This is a genomic window from Niabella drilacis (assembly GCF_900101395.1).
Classification (GTDB): Bacteria; Bacteroidota; Bacteroidia; order Chitinophagales; family Chitinophagaceae; genus Niabella; species Niabella drilacis.
Map to the genome: position 1 here is coordinate 111,177 of NZ_FMZO01000006.1, position 17,931 is coordinate 129,107.

The 17,931-nt window shown below is 50.0% G+C and carries 11 protein-coding genes; 1 reads left to right on the forward strand and 10 read right to left on the reverse strand.

The features are described 5' to 3' along the window. Nucleotides 1–85: 85 nt before the first annotated feature. Nucleotides 86–2,374: an alpha-L-rhamnosidase-related protein gene (locus BLS44_RS12510; protein WP_090390423.1), complete on the reverse strand. Its 2,289-nt coding sequence runs from the start codon at nucleotides 2,372–2,374 to the stop codon at nucleotides 86–88. A 185-nt stretch (nucleotides 2,375–2,559) separates the two neighbouring features. Here BLS44_RS12510 and BLS44_RS12515 point away from each other — a divergent pair, with 185 nt between their 5' ends. Further along, on the forward strand, nucleotides 2,560–2,826 hold the full coding sequence (locus tag BLS44_RS12515) for an Ada metal-binding domain-containing protein (protein WP_090390424.1): 267 nt from the start codon (nucleotides 2,560–2,562) through the stop codon (nucleotides 2,824–2,826). 75 nt (nucleotides 2,827–2,901) lie between these two features. Here BLS44_RS12515 and BLS44_RS12520 read toward each other — a convergent pair whose 3' ends face one another. The 9 genes from BLS44_RS12520 to BLS44_RS12560 all read right to left on the reverse strand — a co-directional run bounded on the left by BLS44_RS12520 (nucleotide 2,902) and on the right by BLS44_RS12560 (nucleotide 17,912). Continuing rightward, entirely contained in the window at nucleotides 2,902–4,482 is a 1,581-nt protein-coding gene (locus BLS44_RS12520) for a hypothetical protein (protein ID WP_090390425.1), read from the reverse strand. A gap of 16 nt (nucleotides 4,483–4,498) precedes the next feature. Then, entirely contained in the window at nucleotides 4,499–6,184 is a 1,686-nt protein-coding gene (locus tag BLS44_RS12525; protein WP_218127749.1) for a glycoside hydrolase family 43 protein, read from the reverse strand. A gap of 10 nt (nucleotides 6,185–6,194) precedes the next feature. Beyond that, nucleotides 6,195–8,234, reverse strand: coding sequence for an alginate lyase family protein (locus BLS44_RS12530; protein ID WP_090390426.1), 2,040 nt, complete (start codon nucleotides 8,232–8,234; stop codon nucleotides 6,195–6,197). A gap of 78 nt (nucleotides 8,235–8,312) precedes the next feature. After that, nucleotides 8,313–10,235 (reverse strand): glycoside hydrolase family 127 protein, encoded by a 1,923-nt coding sequence (locus tag BLS44_RS12535; RefSeq protein ID WP_090390427.1) that lies wholly within the window; start codon nucleotides 10,233–10,235, stop codon nucleotides 8,313–8,315. Nucleotides 10,236–10,371: 136 nt separating this feature from the next. After that, nucleotides 10,372–11,769 (reverse strand): sugar porter family MFS transporter, encoded by a 1,398-nt coding sequence (locus BLS44_RS12540; RefSeq protein WP_090390428.1) that lies wholly within the window; start codon nucleotides 11,767–11,769, stop codon nucleotides 10,372–10,374. Nucleotides 11,770–11,791: 22 nt separating this feature from the next. Continuing rightward, nucleotides 11,792–13,705 carry a glycoside hydrolase family 97 protein gene (locus BLS44_RS12545; RefSeq protein WP_245729201.1) on the reverse strand — a complete coding sequence of 638 codons (1,914 nt, stop codon included), beginning with the start codon at nucleotides 13,703–13,705 and terminating at the stop codon, nucleotides 11,792–11,794. Nucleotides 13,706–13,707: 2 nt separating this feature from the next. Continuing rightward, nucleotides 13,708–15,138, reverse strand: coding sequence for a glycosyl hydrolase family 28 protein (locus BLS44_RS12550; protein WP_245729202.1), 1,431 nt, complete (start codon nucleotides 15,136–15,138; stop codon nucleotides 13,708–13,710). Beyond that, entirely contained in the window at nucleotides 15,135–16,343 is a 1,209-nt protein-coding gene (locus BLS44_RS12555; protein WP_090390430.1) for a glycoside hydrolase family 88 protein, read from the reverse strand. The genes BLS44_RS12550 and BLS44_RS12555 overlap by 4 nt, the downstream gene beginning before the upstream one ends. Before the next feature lie 42 nt (nucleotides 16,344–16,385). Beyond that, entirely contained in the window at nucleotides 16,386–17,912 is a 1,527-nt protein-coding gene (locus tag BLS44_RS12560) for an IPT/TIG domain-containing protein (protein WP_090390431.1), read from the reverse strand. Nucleotides 17,913–17,931 lie beyond the last annotated feature (19 nt).

The window sequence follows — 17,931 nt, forward strand, 5'->3', positions numbered from 1 at the left end:
CCACGCGGTTTGTGGCTACCGGCCTTCAGTTATCAGCAATCAGTTTTTAGTCAGCTGATTCGCCCGAATGTGGAAACCGACCCGTTCAGAAATAACGGACGGTCCATCGGGCCGTTCCTGATGGTACATTATTCACAACCCAAAAGTTGCCTTCGGCTATTGCCGTGATCTTTTTCCCATTCCTGAAAACCTGGTCCGCATCTGATTTCCTGGGTAAGCAAACCTTGCCGCCGGTATTGGCGGGCATAACGGTTTTCAGCTGAAATGATCCTTCGGTTTTGTCAAACTCCACCTGCACATTTCCCTTCAGCGTAGCCAGTTTTAGCCGGGCATGACGAAGCGGACCGGGACGGGGTTTTATTGCTATGGTACTAAAAGCCGGCGACAGTGGTGTAACACCCATCAACCTGCTCACAATGATATTGGCAGGTGCGCTGCCCCAGGCATGATTCCAGTCCTGGTTATTTTTATACTCCGTACCCCATGCCTCGGTAGTCATGGTGGACCCGGTGCGCAACATATTATACCAGCTGCGCTTCCCTTTTGCAGTTAACAGCTCCAGGCCATAAGCGGCTTCGTCTGCATCATACAACGCGCTTAACAGGAACTGGGCACCATATACACTACAGGCCATTCCTCTTGTGCGGATATAAGCAATGACCGCAGCCCTGTTCTGTTGCGGAACCAGGTCAAAGGCCAGTGCCATCATATTGGCATGCAGCGAAGCATGCTCCGTACCTTCCCCGTCTTTTACAATCCCCGAAACAGGGTCAATGAAACTGCGCCGGAATGCTTCCTTTACTTTTACCGCCTGTGCATCATAAAAAGCGGCATCTGCTTTTTCACCCAGAGCCCATGCCAGCTTTTTCATACAGATCAATGCTTCGTAATGAAAGGCATTGACCACGGCATTATAGTCTGTAAACACATAGCTGTCCGACTCGCCGGGAGCATCGGGCGGCAAGCCAAAACCACCTTTTTGCGGCCAGTCTACAATGTCCTTCAGCACTACATTCCCGTTAAAGCTGGTCAGGTGGATCGACGCAGTAAATGCGCTGTCCTGCTTGCCGGTACGGGTGCTGATCAGTCCATCCGGCCGGGCCAGTGCCAGCAATATCTTCGGCTTTAACTCCCTGTAAAGCATTTTAACGGTGCGGATATCCCCGGAGTACCAATAGTCATTCCAGGCGATCAGCAGGTTCTGCAACGACCATTCCGTTGGCCAGGTAGCATTGTAAATAAGATAGGCTAAGGAACGCCGGGCCATATTGAACTCGGCATCTACCGCATAATGGGAAAGCTGGTTGATCAACGCATCGGCCTCATAGGGGATGCGTTCCCGGTCTCCATCCACATATACTCCTGTAAAACTGGTGGCTTTGATCGTATACTTAGATAGCGCCCATACCTGGTTCAACAGGGTGTCTGAACTTTCAAATTCAGCAGCGGCATCCTCAAATGGATAATGGACCGCATAGCGTTCCAGCAACTTTATAACCACCGGGGAACCTCTTTCAAACTCCACATAGCGAAAAGGGAATACCTCCCCGATATAACCCGGCACCCGTATCGCCTTGTTCCCGGTATTTCTTTTATCGGGGGGAAATACGGGAACATAGGAATGCAACCCTTTTTTTAAAGGAACTGCCAGCCGCTGGTAGCGGATCGTTCCTGCCGGTTTTTTTTCAACCGCGCCCTTTTCATCGATCGCTTCTCCTACGTGAATCCAAAGCGTATCCCGCTCCCCTGCTGCCTCTGCAATCAGGTGAAGCTGTCCGAATGCGGCGTTCCCAAAATCATAGAACCGGTTTTTATTAGGGAGCACGGTATGTGTTACGGGCTTTTGAACCGTTTTTTCCAGGGGCACGGATGGTTCCCGGAACCGCTCCGGGACGCTATCCGTCAGGAAAGCCGCCGGTGCTGAAAAAGCAGTTGGTCGGCCTTGCCGGTCCCATAACTTTACCTTCCAGTAATAGATCGTATTGGGCTTTAATGCGCTCCCATTGTACACCACGCCCGATTGCTGCGAAGTGGCTACTTTGCCCGAATTCCATACATCACCGGTACCCGACTGCAACCTTTGAGCCGAAGAAGCCAGCAGGATCTGGTAAGCTGTTTGGCCGGCGCCCGGCTCATTGCCGGTCATGATCCAGGAAAACCAGGGATGTATACTGGCAATACGCGTCATCTGGAAAGTACCGGGTTCCCGTAATGCCTGTTCCAGGCTCCGGCTAACAGCAAAGCCATTCTGCCATACCCTGTCCGTATTGCGGGCCAGGTCTACCCTCAGGCCGGATGGCATCCCGTTTTTCTGTGCGCTTGTATTTATTGCCAGCAACAATCCGGCGAATATCCATAAACGATAACCGATCATAGTCCTATTTATATATCATTAATCCTGTTTCAACTTTACAGGGCAATTGCAACCAGGTGTGAAAGATACTGATTGTTATGTAAAAGCAATTGTCTTAAGCACTCCTGTACACTGCGCAAGTTCCGGATTGCCGGGATCCGGCAGCTGCAGGACCTTCGCTCCACCATAAAATCATCGTTACAGATATGATACATCATATAGAACTGGGCGTCGATCCTGCGGGGCGGAGACCGTATACCCGGGCATTGATCCGTAAAGGCCACATCACGCTCGGCGGTCATAAAAGATACCGGATCTACGGTCTGCTGCAATGTGCTTCCGGCAAAAGGATGATGGCAGAGAACCGGGTATTCTTTAAAGATGAAGCAGAGGCCCTGGCGCACGGATACCGTCCCTGCGGTCATTGCCTGCCGGAAGCATACAAGAAATGGAAGGCAGCGCTGTTCCGCTAAGTACCGGGCATCACGGAGAATACAGATGCGCATGTAAGTTTTAAAACAAGCCCATTATACCTGCTGCCCTACTGTTTACCTTATATAAAACGCCTGCACAACAGGCGGGGCAGACTGTATTTTTCCGGCAATGCCGTATTGCCAGGCAACCACTGTAATCTTTACCGGGTACTTTGCCTTTGGCGGAATATTGGTGATGATCAGCTGCGTTCCCTCTATATAAGCCGGGCCCTGCTTGATATAATAATACACCGGCAGACTTGCAGAAGATACGGCATGGAGCGGTACGGATCTGACGGAACGGGACACATCTGCCAGCTCCGGGAAACGGATCGTTTGTATAGCGCCTTCTGCATTTACCAGGGGAATGTGCATATCCAGCTGTTGTACAGCGCTTTTATAAGCATCGTCTCCGTCATTGTAGGCCAGGAGCCAAATATCATTGCTGCGTTTTTTATTATTAAAACCCAGTTTACCGAAATGGATCCGGAAAGTGCTGTCATCTATTTTTTTTACAGGCCCGCATATCCCTGAAACTACCAGCGGCGTTACAGCATGGTTCCTGCCCGTCTTTGCTTTGGTACTATCTGCAAAAAATGCTTTGATCTTAAAACTGATACCATCCGCAAGCGGGCTGAATTTTCCGGAGAACGTTGCATGGCTCTTCTGCGGCTGTAAAACAATACCCTTCTGCACAAACCCGATGTACTGTTCCTTCTTACCTCTTGCTTTTGCATACGATCGTTCCGCAACATCGGCCATCTCTTTGTCAAAAACCCAGGAAGCCGTGTAACGGTCGCCCCTGTATTTGCTATAAGGAGCCGCCTTAAAAAACGGCAGGCTGTCCTTCCGCCACCGGTCCATAAGCCAGCCCTGTTGCGGATCTACGGGCTTCAACCTGCCTGCCGTTCCGATCCTTGCTGCCGCTGCCTTTTTTATGAACAGGCACACATACCGGATCATCGCCTCGCTGTAGTCAAAATGTCCGTGACCCGCATCTGCAAAAAAAGAAACCACCGATGCGGGATGGCTTTTAACATAATCGAAACCCGGAGTAATGCGGTCCTCCCACCATTCATATTCACCCATTATAAATAAGGCCGGAACCCCATCTATATTCCGGCCTCCCCATTCCACATTTTTGCCGCCATACCCCGTAAGCGGTGTTTGCGGTGCATCTCCATGTACCGATACCAATGCCAGGGTGCGTTGCGGATTCCATGCAGCAAAGTTCCAGGGAAAGGTGGCATAGGCCGAATGGCCGATGGGTATGACCGGTGCTGTTTTCAACTCCGCATAACCTGACTCTTCTGCCAGCAGGTCCATCATCCGCTGAAAATTTTTACCGGCATCTTTATTAAAGTCGAAGGGCATATCGATACCCGGCGTTACCCATACCTCTGCAAAACCAAGCTCCGTCATCGTTTTCCTGAAGACCGGGTGCTCCAGCATGCCTTCTTCGATCATATTATGCTGGGCAAAGACCACGCCCCGTACCTGTTTGCAATTTTCGGGGATCCATAAATAGGCCTGCGGATGGTCGCCCGTTTCTGAGGATACCATACGATCTACACTAACGCACCATTGCCAAACCTGCGCCCGCGTAGTCATTGCGCTCGCAAACAACCCTATCGCCAGCAGGATCTTTTTTATCATTGTTATTCGTTTATTGTTATTTCCCGATCCTGAACCAATCCACATCCATCCAGGAGCGGGGACTGCCCGGTTGCTGATTTAAGGTAAACATACCTGTTTTGGCGCCGATCCATTTGCCCTGTTTTGCCTGGAACGGCGTACCTACCTTTTCGAACCGGTTACCATCCAGGCTGTAATAAAAGGTGCAGCGGGCGCCTTCTTCAACCGCTACTTTAAGAAAGATCGTGGCCCGCTCCAGTTTTGTCTGGTAATTATACCGTACTTCAGGTTTGAAATTTTTCAGTATGCTGTTGCCCGTTTCTTTTTCTGTATGCTGCTGTTCCGCATCGTTACAGATCGTTTGCACCACAGCATAGCCGGCAGCCGTTTTCCTCAGTGCTATATAGGAATAATCCCAACCCATCATGATCAAACCTGCCATATCCCCTTCATTCTGCAATACAGCGGTCAGCTTCATCGTAGCAGTGAATGCAGGGGCAGGCAATTTTTGAAGGAGCAGGTTGGGCAGGTCCCAGAAATTGGTATATCCCTCCGGGTAATACTGGCCATACAACCTTATATAACCATTTGAGGAAGGGAAGCCCCAGGACTGCTGCGGGTTCGCATGCCAGCTCCACTGCAGGCCCAGGCCGGGCTTATTAAATTCATCGCTGGTTGCGGGTACTTCAATGGAATTCCGATGCCCCACATCGGGCTTCCTATAAGTGATGACCGGCTCCCCGCAATAGTCATGGTCATTGATCCCCATTACCGGCCAGCCGTCCTTCCAATGAACGGGCTGCAGATGAAGGATGCGGCCGTAAGGGCCCTTATCCTGGAAATGCAGGAACCACCACTCACCGGTTTTTGTATCCACCAGCCCGCCCTGGTGCGGACCATTGATGGCAGTTGTGCCCTGCGCCAAAACCTTTTTTACTTCATAGGGGCCATAGATACTCCTGGAACGCAGCGCGATCTCCCATCCGTTTACCACCCCACCCGCAGGAGCCAGTAAATAATAGTAGCTGTCTTTCTTATAAAACTTTCCCCCTTCCACGGTATGATTGATGCCATCATTACCATCGAATATCAATGATTGATTACTGATAACCTTTGTACCCTCTTTGTTTAGCTCACAAACCGTCATGATACTGTTCAGCCCTGCACGGCTTCCCGCCCAGGCATGCACCAGGTATACCTTACCATTATCATCAAAGAAGGGACTGGGATCTATACGCCCCTTTCCCGGCAGCACCAGGACAGGTTTATCCCATTTGCCGCGTATATTTTTTGTTGTTACCCGGTAAATCCCAAAATCCGGATCGCCCCAGTAAATCATGTATTCGCCCTTGTGAAAACGGATGCAGGGCGCCCACACGCCTTTGCCATGCTGCGGTCTGTTGAAAAAATCCGGCGGTACTCCCGGCAGGTACAGGTCATCCAGCGCGTAGTTGATGATCTGCCAGTTGACCAGGTCTTTTGAATGCAGGATGGGCAAACCTGGCACACAGTTAAAACTGGAAGCGGTCATATAATAATCATCACCAACCCGGATCACATCCGGATCGGAATAATCGGCAAACAGCACCGGGTTTTTATACGTGCCATTGCTCCTGTCCGCAACCCATATCCCCGGATCTTTTTTTTCCTGAGCTTCCGATAAAAGCGGTCTGCAGCTCAGATAAATAACAACGGCTAAAACTGCAAAGTATCCTTTGGTCACATTGATCGTTTTATTGCTGAACGTTTAAAGGCTGTCCATTTACCCGTACCTGACGGATCCTTACATTCGTTGAATTGGTCATTCCGGAGGCAACGGCAATGCCCAAAAACCGGCTGTCGCCCGGATCGGCCGGGGAGCTCCCTGCTTCCCGCCATTGAGCTCCATCGTAAGAAACGAATGCCGCAATCCTGTTACCGTGTTTTTGTACCCGTAACCAGTAACTGCCGGTCAGCCGGCCAAAGGTTACGGCCGGAGCCGTCAAACCAGCGCCTTTTGCCAATGTTGTAATTCCCCCGCCCTGCTTTGCCCGGGCTTCAAACCGGGTATGCCAGTCGGGTTCTTCAATATGCTCCGTTTTTCCCGGATATAAAAAAAGCGAAACAAAGGGCGCTCCTTCTGTAAGATCCTTTCGCAGCATCAAACCGATCATGGAGAACTGCGACCCCGGCTGCGGATCGATCCGGCATTCAAGCATTGCGTTTCCCTTAACCGGGAAAAAAGTGTAATGAAAACCATCCCCCGTTTTTCCCGGGCCGGCACCAAATGCTTCGATATTGAACCGGGTTCCGTCAAAACAGGTATTGCCTGGTGCAACGGGACCTATATCCTCTTGCAGCCAGCCCCGCGGCAAGCCCGCTACGGCCGGCTGTATAAATGCATCGCTGCTACGACCTTTTTTCCCGACGGCAGCAACGGTATAATAATACCGGTGGCCCGGCACTACGGTTTTATCACTAAAACGGGTGATCCTGATATTTTCAGCAATCGTCTTAAACGGTCCTGCCGGCAAACCGGAACGTTTTACCATATAAGTTATATCCCCGCTACCGGTACCGGGTGCGATCCATGAGAGCTGTACTTCCTTATTAAACCCCTGTGCAAATAGCCCGGCAGGCGGGGCCGGCTTTGCATCCGCCGGTTCGCCGGCCGCTGCATAATATAAGGTACCATAGCCCGGATGATCAGCACCGGGTCTTCCCGGTCCCTCCGGCCGTATCTTTTCCACCACAGCTGCAACACCTGGCGCCGGTAATTTTTTTGTGCCCACATAATGTGCATATACCTGCTCATACAAAGGCCGCAGCTGCCCCCTGCCCTTATCCGACATACGGTAGTGATGGTATTTGCCTGTCCGGTCGAGCCACTCGCTAAACGGCAGATCATCCTTTCCCAGGTTGTATCCTGCCACATACTCAAATCCCTTCAACAACCGGTTGTTGTCATAACCATACAGGTCTAATCCCTGGTTCCATGCGATGGCGCAGCACTCCGCCAGCATACCGATCCCCAGTTGCGAGTGCGGCTGATCGCGTCCGCTTTCCTGGATCTGTCCGCTGGTATTAATGATATAATTCCCGATACTGCCATTGCCCCAGCCATGCGTATAATAACGCAGCGCATCCTCAAAAACAGGCCGGTCGTTACAGAAAACGCCGATGGCCATACAGGTTTTAAGCGCTGCGGCATCCCAGTTACCATTGGCAAATGGCGCATAATCCTTCAGCACCGGGTAGATCACTTCCTTAAAATGCCATTCCGCTTTCCGGATATCGGCAGCCTTCCAGCCCGCCCCGGTATAACGCAGGAGCTCCGCGGCATTGATCATTTTAAAAGGGCCCAAACCCGCCATCAGTATGGCATCCCGGCCGGTCACCGCCGTTAATGTTGCTGCCCATGCATTGACGATCTCGATTGCTTTTTGTGCATACCGGTGATCGCCGGTAATGCACCACATAACGGCATTCTGATGTGCCGCATTGGCGTCGTTGTCGTATGCAGCGCTTACCCCCGGGTTACGGCCTACTGTTTTAAGCGGTCCCTGCATCTTATAGGTATATTGAGAAGCAGAGTCTTTTATAAAAACCAGGTATCCTGAGTAAACCGGCTGTTGCTGCAACGCAACGGCAGTCTTCATCCGTGCCAGGTCTTCTTTGCTGTGTAAAATACCCGGGTGTATAAATGGCTGGGCAGTCAACACCCCTGCGCTGCCAACCCATGCCATAAAACAAATGCAGATCTTTCCTGCAACATATTGAATCTTCGTTTTCATCTATAGTTCTACCGTATATTTTAGTTTCTGTTCGCTGTAGCCGGCAGCAATACCATAATTGCATCACAGTGCTTCTGCTCATTTAATGTGCCAGTACACCACATAGCGTTCACCGTGGATATCATACAATGGCCTCAATGTAACGGGCTGTACCGGCGCTTTAAACAGGAGCGGCTGACCTGCGATCTTCTTTATGCCCCGGTCCGGGCTTGCCGGATCCAATACCAGGCTTGTATCCATTGTTGCAGGAACATGATAATTGTAGGTATAATAATCATTGTGCATGGTGGGATCTGAATAAGGTGCGCGCGCCGAAAAGTTTCCGGAGCCCATTGCACCGGCCAGTACAACAGGACCATAAACGACCGCCGCAACAGAGGGATCGTCGTTGGCCGGAACCAGGTGTAATTGCATGGGATAATCTACTTCGATCCGGTCTCCTTTTTTCCATACGCGGTTTAAAGTGATGTAGCGGCCGGGAGTCTGTTCTGTTTTTCGCGGCCGGCCGTTTACCAATACACGGGCGCCCCCTGTTGCCCACAAAGGGTAACGTATATGAATAGCCATACCCGACAAGGGTGCTTCATCAACCGTAAAGATCATCCGGCCTTCCGCGGGGAACCGGGTTTGCTGTGTAAGCCGGAGGCGCTTGTTCTTCCAGTTTAATTCAGACGGAATAAAAAGATTGATATACAAGGCATTTTCCGTGTGATAATAGATGCTTTCGCCATACTTTGCCTGGTTCTCGAACCCGGTACCTACACAACACCAAAAAGAGCTATCGGGCGTACTGTATACTTTATGTGCACCCGGCAGCATTGGTAAAAAATAAGCGATCATGCCCGTTTGGGGATCCTGCTGGCCCAGTATATGATTGAAGAGGGCTTTTTCATAATACTCCATGTAGTCGATTGCGCCGCTATGGATATACAGGTGCCGCGTCAGCTTGAGCATATTGTATACATTGCAGCTCTCACCGGTATAACCCGTCAGGTGCGCAGCAAGGGCATCCGGTTTAAAAAAGTGCTCCCGGTCGCTATTACTGCCGGTCACAAACGAATGATGGTCCACAACGGTCTTCCAGAAAAACGTTGCCATATCCGTTTGCCCGTTTTTATTTTCAATTTCGCGGGCGCGTGTTACACCCAGCAGTTTGGGAATATAGGTATTGGCGTGGGTCCCCTGCAAATTATCAATACCGCTCTTTAACGGGTCGAGCATCCGGCTATCATAGAAAAAATCGCCCAGCCACCGGTCGTTGGCGTTGCCGGTTATGGCATACAGGTTATAAAATACTTCATTAATGCCGCCAAACTCATTCCGCAGCATTGTGGCACGTTGCTGCTGGGTTAACGGGGATAGTTTTTTATAGGCCCAGGTTGCAAATCCTTTTGCAATTGCCAGTGCCTGAAGATTATCGCAGTATAAATACTGGTCGATGACGCCCGCCAGGATCTTGTGCAATGTATACCAGGGCGCCCATACTTTTTCGCCGCGGATGTTACGGTTGATATATTCCTGGGGAAAGGCACTAACGTACCCATCCTGGTTCAGCGTTTTCTGTATCCCCGCCAGGGCGGTGATGATGGTATCGCCCTTTGCCCGGTAGATCTGATCTCCCGTAGCCGCATACATCAGTGCAAGACCGGATAGGATATGCCCTGTTGAATGCCCGCGTAACTCACAATCCAGCGATTCCCATCCTGCGTATTTCTTTATCTCGTCATAACCGCCTTCGCTGGCATCATACATTCCCGCATTCACATAAAAACTATGCAGCAGCCGTTTGAGATCGATCTGTAAAAGCCATTGCTGTTCCCGCACCATATTTTCTTTAAACCGGCTGTTGAGCAGCCTCACATCCTTCAGATCAAAACTGTACACGGCCGGCTTTAACTGATCCGGCAAGGCAAATTTACCTGCATGCTGGCCGGGATAATGCGACTGTGCCCGCATGGGCAACGGCAGGATGAAAAAACAATATAATATCAGGCTTCTCATTTCGTAAAAAAGTTCGTTGTTCCTCAAAAGTCTTAATTGACAGGTGGGGCCAGTTCCCGGTAGTGAAAATCCCGGAACCCGGCTTTGCCCTTACATACCGATTGAAATTCCTGCCCCATATCAAATAAGCCTATTTTTAAAGCCGGTCTTCCACCAGTTTCTTTTCAAGATCCTCCAGCGAAACACCTTTGGTTTCCGGTACTTTGACCAGCACCCATACCAGCTGAAGGAGCATCATAAATGCAAAAAAGGCAAAGATCGGCCATGGATTATCTTTAAATACCCCGGTCTTTGCGTCTAAAAAAACAGGAACGATCAGGGTGATGATGGCCGCAAATACCCAGTGCGTGCTGGCACCAAAAGATTGTCCCAACGCGCGGATGCGGTTTGGAAAGATCTCGGAGATAAAGACCCATATAACAGCGCCCTGGCCAATGGCATGTGCCGCAATAAACAATAAAAGAGATGATAAAAGAAAGGCGGCACCGGCATGTGCATAGAACGCATAGGCTACCATAGCCAAGCTGATGATATATCCTATGGAGCCCAGGATCAGCAGGGTTTTACGCCCGATCCGGTCGATAAGGTACAGGCCTACAAACGTAAAAATAAGATTGGTGCCTCCTATGGCTATGGAATTGAGCAACGACTCTTTTGAAGCCAGCCCCGCCCGTTCGAGGATCTCCGGCGCATAGTATAAAATAAAATTGATGCCTGACCACTGGTTAAAAAAGGCAACGAAAAAGGCCAGCCAGATGATCCGGCTGTATTTTTTGCTGAAAAAGGCGGTACCACCCGCAGCGGCTTCCAGCGCAGCATTTTCCTTTATATCCTTAACAGCTGCTGCCGCATCCGCCACCCCCAACCGCTCCAGTACGTTGGCCGCCTGTGCATCATCCTTCTTACGCGCCACCAGCCAGCGCGGGCTTTCGGGAATACCCAATACCAGAACCGTATATAACAGCGAAGGCACCGCCATTACACCCAACATCCAGCGCCAGTCGTTAACCCCTCCAACACCCTGCAAAAAATAATTGGACAGGTAGGCGATCAGGATGCCAAATACAATATTGAACTGGTACATAGCACCCAAACGGCCCCTTGTCTGCGGCGTGGAAATTTCAGAGATATAAGTAGGTGCCGCCACTGAAGACACCCCGATCCCCACACCGCCAATGAACCGGAAAACCGAGAATGTATAAGGATCCTGCGCCAATGCTGAACCGATCGCTGACACACTGAAGAAAATACCGATCCATAACAGCACTTTTTTACGTCCATAACGTTCCGTTGGCCGGCCACCCAATACGGCTCCTAAAACCGTGCCCCACAGCGCCATCGACATGATGAATATGCCATGGAACCAGGGTGAGATATCCGTGGTATGCCAGAGATCCTTAATAGGCTGGTTGGCACCGGAGATCACTACCGTATCAAAACCAAAAATAAAACCGGCTAATGCGGCTATTAAAGAGATGCCAAAAAGATTGATTCCTTTTTTTGCAACCAGGCCGGGCGTGTCGTTGATCTGCATCGTATTAGTTTTTTATTGAATATTATTGCTGCGTTAACCATATGGCCTGTCCGCCGGAGGGCTTAAGGCGCACATCCAATACCGTGTCTGAAGTTATTACAGTTTTCCTGATTCTCACTTTTGTTTTTGTGGGCACGGTATCATCATCGCTATAAATGGCAGCCTGGTATTTCCGGTTCCGGGGTAAAAATGAAAAATCGATCTTTAACTGCCGTGCATCATTATTGGTAATGGTACCGATAAACCAGCTGGTGCCGCTTCTCCTTGCCGTTGTTATAAATGCACCCGGTTTTCCCTGCAGCACTTTTGTTTCATCCCAGGTAGTGGGTATCGCTTTCCAGAACTCCAGCTCCGGCTCGTTGGTACTCATTGCCGGTTTATCATACCAGAACAGGGTTTGGATGGGACTATAATAAATAGCGGCCAGGGCCAGCTGATGCGCATGGGTCGTTTTGATCCGTTGATCATAGTAGCAGATCGTATAATCCGCCGCGCCTGCCAAAAACCGTGTAAACGGCAATATGGTATTATGCGTAGCATCCGGCATTTCCTCGTTTCCGCGGATGCCCTCTGCCGTCATCAGGTTGGGCCATGTCCGTTGTTCCCCCGTTGGCCGCCAGTCGTCATGCACATTAACCATGATCCTGTTTTCGGCAGCCTTCCGGAACATTTCCTCAATCCAGGTGGTCCAGCGATGCGACCCCACCTGCACAAATCCAAATTTCACACCTTTAATCCCCCAACTGTGATATACCCTGAACAGGGAATCCGATTGCGCCAGCAGGGCCTGCTGGTTCACATATAACCAGACCCCGATCCCTTTATCCCGCCCGTATTTTATAATAGCCGGAAGATCAAAATCCGGGATGGCCACCCTTGTGGCATCAGAAGCAAAACTAAACGCCGGTCCATACCATTTCCAGTCGAACAATATGTATTGCAATCCCTGTTGCGCCGCAAAATCGATATTCTCAAAAGCATCCTTTGTTGTTTGTGTCATTACCCGCATGATCTTGCCGGGTTTTATCCAATCCGGATCCTTTATCTCGGACGGCTTATTCAGGTTTAAAAGCAATGCGTTATTCTGTATAAGTTTACCGGCCTCCTCTGCAATCATTATAACGCGCCAGGGTGTGGCAAACGGGGAGATCAGATCCGCGGGCGTGTACATCGCCGTAATGATCGTATTGGGCTTACTGCCCAGTTTAAACCTGGTACGGGCATAATCTACCATCTGTGCTTCGGCAAGACAGGCATACCAGCCGTTTGGAAGCTCCAATGTCAGTGGCCGCTCCGTTTCATCAGGCCAGCCGGCGAGGGGCATTAATTGATAAGGTGCCTGTGCCCAGGAATGGTGCCAGGCCCGGGTTCCTGCAGGCCATGTAAATTCGGTATGCTCGCCGGTGACCCGGTAATAAGTGCCTTTTTCGTTCTCCGGGAAAAAGAAACGGAACGCCGCCCCTTCATTGTAAAGACGCACCTGGAGATCCATTTTGTAGATGGGGTTATCATCCTTTACCATGTGTACTGTTAACGCCCGGTAGTGGTCCCTGATCTCATGTTGCTCGCCGTATACCGGTTCCCAGCTGCTGCTAACGGTGGAAGAATCTATTCCCGTGATCAGCAGGTTATCAAACCAATGCTGCCGCCGATCTACTTTTAGCGCCATGGCCTGTTCGGAAAGATGGTTATCCAGCTGCAATTCCATTAACGATTCATAAATAACCGGAACGTTCCTGTAGCTTAGGGTATAGTACAAGGCGGAAGCCGTATCTCGGGTTTGCTTCTGATAACAACTGAATGTATAATAACCATCCGGCGATGTTATGGTATAAACATTGCCGGATGTTCCTGCCTCCGGCTGGCCGGCTTGTGCGGCCGCTACGCGCATTACAGCCGCCATTGTAAATACGAGGAATCTGAAAAAACGTGTCATAGCTATTTAAACTGAATATTTTCTACATGTTCTCCTACAAAAAAGCGGGCCATGTCCGAAGTTTTGTACCAGCCGGGCTTCCCTTTCATATGATCCGTAATCTTTACCCCGTTAATAACCAGGTTCTCAAAGGTAACGTTCCGGATCTGCCGGGTACTGTCGTAGCCCGCAATAACCGATAATTCTGCCCCGCTGCCATTATAGGTAATGTTCCTGAACGTGATTTCTTCTATATTACGACCCGGTGCTGTACAATACTTTTTATTATAAAATACCCGCAGGTTTACCAGCTGTCCCCTCCGGAAGTTCTCTACACGTATGTCCTGGAACAGCACATTTCTTACCAGGTTATTATCGCCGGTATTAATGCTCATGCATCCCTGGTAATCGAGCTGCAATTCATTATGATCCAGTATGTCAATATTCATATATTTTACATCTTCTATCACATCGGGCACCGTGCTGTTCCCATGCGTTCCGATCAGGATCGGATGCGCCACATCGGCCCATAAGGTCGAGTTTTGCATGGTGATATTCCGGCAGCCGCCGGTGTAATCTTTACGGGTGGCATATACCGTGGTGCAGTCATCCGAATTACGGCAAAATACCCCATCGAACAAAACATTGTTGCTGGCAAACACATTCAGCCCATCGCCCCAGCCATAAGAACTGATGCTTTTGACGTTGCGGATGGTAACACTGTCGGACCCTCCCGTGGGGCATTGTGTAAAACATAATCCTTCAACCAAAACATTTTTTGAATAGGCGATCTTAACGCCTTCCTTTACCGAAAAATCGATGATGCCCCGGCCCCGGATCGTTACATCCCGCGCCTGACTGACCAATAGCTGCCCCATGAGCACGGCACCTCCGGCTACATATACTGTTTTACCTGATGGCACATTAAGCCTGCCCCCGGGGAGCTGGTGAACGCCCGGACCAAAATAGACCAGGTCCGGATCTTTTTTATCCACTTTAAAATCGTCAACAGGGTTGGCAAAAAGATGCAGGTTATGAAAGAGATCGCCGTTGATCTCCACGGACAGATTACGGGGGCGGTCCAGTTTAAAATACAAGGTATTTCCCCTTGCCGTATATGCAATATTAAAGGAAAGCGGACGGATACGCGCCGTTTCAATACGGCCTTTATTATAGGTTACAGACACTTCTACGTCGCCGGAGAAATCAAAACTGCATAGCGATGCATTTTGTACATGATGCGCAGTGCCGCGCATTTCATCTACCTTAACATTATACGCATACAGCTCCTGCCAGGCGCCGCCCGGCTTTCTTACTTTTACGGTAAAATCTTTATTCTCCAAACCCTCCGGCGCATTAGGCGGTGCCGGGTATACCACCAGTTGCCGGGCCTGCAGCGTATACACGCACAATAGTAAAGCAACCATCCACAGTTTCCTGATCATCTGCATCATTGTTCTATCTTATTTTGATCTTTTCGTAAATGTTGTAACCGTAACAATGCTTCAATATAATAATAGTCTGCATAAATAATAGAAGCATCTACTTCCCCGCCATTTGGCTTATGACCGGTACTGTGCCGTAAAAATGCGTTGTTGGCAGGGCCACTCTGATATGTTGCTGCAGACAGTTCCTTCAGCATGTCCACGGCTTTTTCCCGGTACAGTGCGGCCTTTTCCTCACCGGGCACCAGCGTTGAAAGCTCCAGCAGCGCCGAAGCCACTATCGCTGCCGCCGATGCATCGCGCGGTGCATTGGGAACCGCCGGATCATCAAAATCCCAATAAGGAATAAGATCCCCCGGCAGCTTTTGCAGATAGACATCCGTTACCTTTTGTGCAAAATCGAGAAAGCGCGGGTCCTTCGTTTCCCGGTATACCATGGTATAACCATAAATAGCCCATGCCTGCCCGCGCGCCCACATGCTGCTGTTGCTGTATCCCTGGTGGGTGATCGCCTTTACTTTTTGCCCGGTTGCCGTATCGTATACCACCACATGATATGAAGTATAGTCCGGCCGGAACTGGTTCTTCATGGTGGTAAGGGCATGACGGACCGCCATATCATATAAATATTTTGCACCACCGTTTTTAGCCGCCCAGAATAACAGCTCCAGGTTGATCATATTATCCATAATGGTGTTATGCCGCAACGGCCAGTCTACCCCCGGCACCACCCGCGGCCAGGACAAAAGCGTACCCACTTTAGGATTGAACAGGGCCGCCAGCGAGTCTGCGCCTCTCAGCAGTACCTGCTTATAGGTATTCTTCTTCGTTAGCCGGTACGCATTACCCGCACTGCAATATAACTGAAAACCGATGTCATGATCGATCGCAGCCGAATCAACCAACGGGAATAAAGCTGCAGAAAACCGCTCCGCAGCCGCCTTCCATTTTACGGCGTTTGAGTAATCATACGCATACCATAAGATACCCGGCCAGAAGCCGCTGGTCCAATCCCGGTAACCGACCCTTCGCCAGTTTTTCTGATCACGGTCAATACTGCGGGGCATCCGCGTACTGTCTGTTACCTGGTCCAGCGTTTTTGCAGCCTGCGCCAGACAATAATTAAGCTGCCGGTCTACATCAAGATCCGGTGCGCTGGTTTTACAGGCATTCAATAAAAGACAACCCAGACTCCACAGGAATACACGCTTCATTCAATCAATTTTATTACTTAGTATTAGCAGGCGATGATCTTCTTACAGCCCCAGGAACGCAGCCAGTTTTTCTTTGCTCTCAAATGTCCGGATCCATTCTACTTTATAGCCCGTAGCCGGATCTGCCTGCGGTATATCTGCAATTTTAAACTGGAACGTGGTAAAACTGAGCTGCTCATTGGGCCTGGGTGCGCCGGCACCGATGCTTAACGCAGCCATATCCCAATAGTATACGTTTTGCCCGGCATATTCCGTAGCATATTTATTATAGCCGTTGCCAAAGGATCCCAGGTTGGTATCAAAGGTGATGCGGGCGCCTTCCGGCTTGCCAATCATCTTTATGGCAATCACGGGGAATGTTCCGGTATGTACTACAACCGGCGAGGTCGTTTTCTGCGCCAGGTCGGCCCTTTTATTTCCCGAGGTCTGGGGAAAGGTTACATTCAGGGCACCGCCCGATACCGTCCATGATGCTGATTGCTGGGGTACCCAGCCTTCATTATCACCCTCTTTCAAAAACTCCCAGATGTATTTACCAACAGGGTCCGCCTTTTCTACTACATTGCCATAGAATTCGATCGCTGCTATATTACAATTACCGGCGGGCGCATAATAATAAATATACCGGTAACTTTCCGTATTTGTAATAGCCACTTCCGTATATACGCCCGAAGGAGGTGCAGCGGTAACTGTATACAATGTTACCGCGTCGCTTAGTGCAGGGTCATTAGCGCCCCTGATTTCCCCGTTAACCATCCGCGATCCGAAAGTATTGCGCGGAACAAATCTTACCGATTTAATGACGGCTGCCTTACCCACTCCCATATCATACCCAACAAAACCTGATGCTGTAGCCGCATCAACATAAGTTGCAATATCACCGTCAACTGCAGCTGCAATCGTAGTGGCAGGACTGTTGCTCCAGGAGCCGGTGTGACCTATAAGAGTGCCTGTCAGTTTTTCCATTCCTACCATAAGGTAAGATCCCGTGAGGCGCTGACCATCCACCACTATATATACCGTTCCGGAAGGTACATCGGGCACCACAAATTCAATTTGGGTGGAAGTAACGGATGTTACCTGCGCTTCGTTGGCGCCAATAAATAGCTGTACTTTAGCAATGTCCGTTCCGAAGTTTTCACCGGTAATGGTCAGCTTATCGCCCTTCATTGCCTTATCGGCGCTCACCGCAATAAATTTTGCAGAGGGCAGGTACGTAAATGCCGTCCCCGAGGTGTCGGCTTTGCCGAATATTTCCACCCGTATTACACCCGAAACACCGTTTTCCGGCGCCTGTACCACGATCTTATTATCCTCCACACTCCGGATGGTATCGGCAAGTACTCCTCCGAAATATACTTTTACGGCTTTTGTTAAATTGCCAAAATCGGCTCCCGTGATGGTCACATCGCTGCCCACGTAGCCCTGTGCCGGCGAAAGCCCGTCTATAACCGGCGCCGGATAATTAAATTCCCTGAAGTCCGGACCCTTTTCACATGAGGCAAAACCCAACAGCATAACTGCCAGCAAACCGCATATATATCTTTGTGCTAAATTATATTGTTGCATAGCTTCTTTATTCGTTTTT

What these genes read in the sequence shown, in the direction of transcription:
- BLS44_RS12510 (WP_090390423.1), bottom strand. Translation starts at nt 2,374, where the DNA reads ATGATCGGTTATCGTTTATGGATATTCGCCGGATTGTTGCTGGCAATA.
- BLS44_RS12515 (WP_090390424.1), top strand. Translation starts at nt 2,560, where the DNA reads ATGATACATCATATAGAACTGGGCGTCGATCCTGCGGGGCGGAGACCG.
- BLS44_RS12520 (WP_090390425.1), bottom strand. Translation starts at nt 4,482, where the DNA reads ATGATAAAAAAGATCCTGCTGGCGATAGGGTTGTTTGCGAGCGCAATG.
- BLS44_RS12530 (WP_090390426.1), bottom strand. Translation starts at nt 8,234, where the DNA reads ATGAAAACGAAGATTCAATATGTTGCAGGAAAGATCTGCATTTGTTTT.
- BLS44_RS12535 (WP_090390427.1), bottom strand. Translation starts at nt 10,235, where the DNA reads ATGAGAAGCCTGATATTATATTGTTTTTTCATCCTGCCGTTGCCCATG.
- BLS44_RS12540 (WP_090390428.1), bottom strand. Translation starts at nt 11,769, where the DNA reads ATGCAGATCAACGACACGCCCGGCCTGGTTGCAAAAAAAGGAATCAAT.
- BLS44_RS12545 (WP_245729201.1), bottom strand. Translation starts at nt 13,705, where the DNA reads ATGACACGTTTTTTCAGATTCCTCGTATTTACAATGGCGGCTGTAATG.
- BLS44_RS12550 (WP_245729202.1), bottom strand. Translation starts at nt 15,138, where the DNA reads ATGATGCAGATGATCAGGAAACTGTGGATGGTTGCTTTACTATTGTGC.
- BLS44_RS12555 (WP_090390430.1), bottom strand. Translation starts at nt 16,343, where the DNA reads ATGAAGCGTGTATTCCTGTGGAGTCTGGGTTGTCTTTTATTGAATGCC.
- BLS44_RS12560 (WP_090390431.1), bottom strand. Translation starts at nt 17,912, where the DNA reads ATGCAACAATATAATTTAGCACAAAGATATATATGCGGTTTGCTGGCA.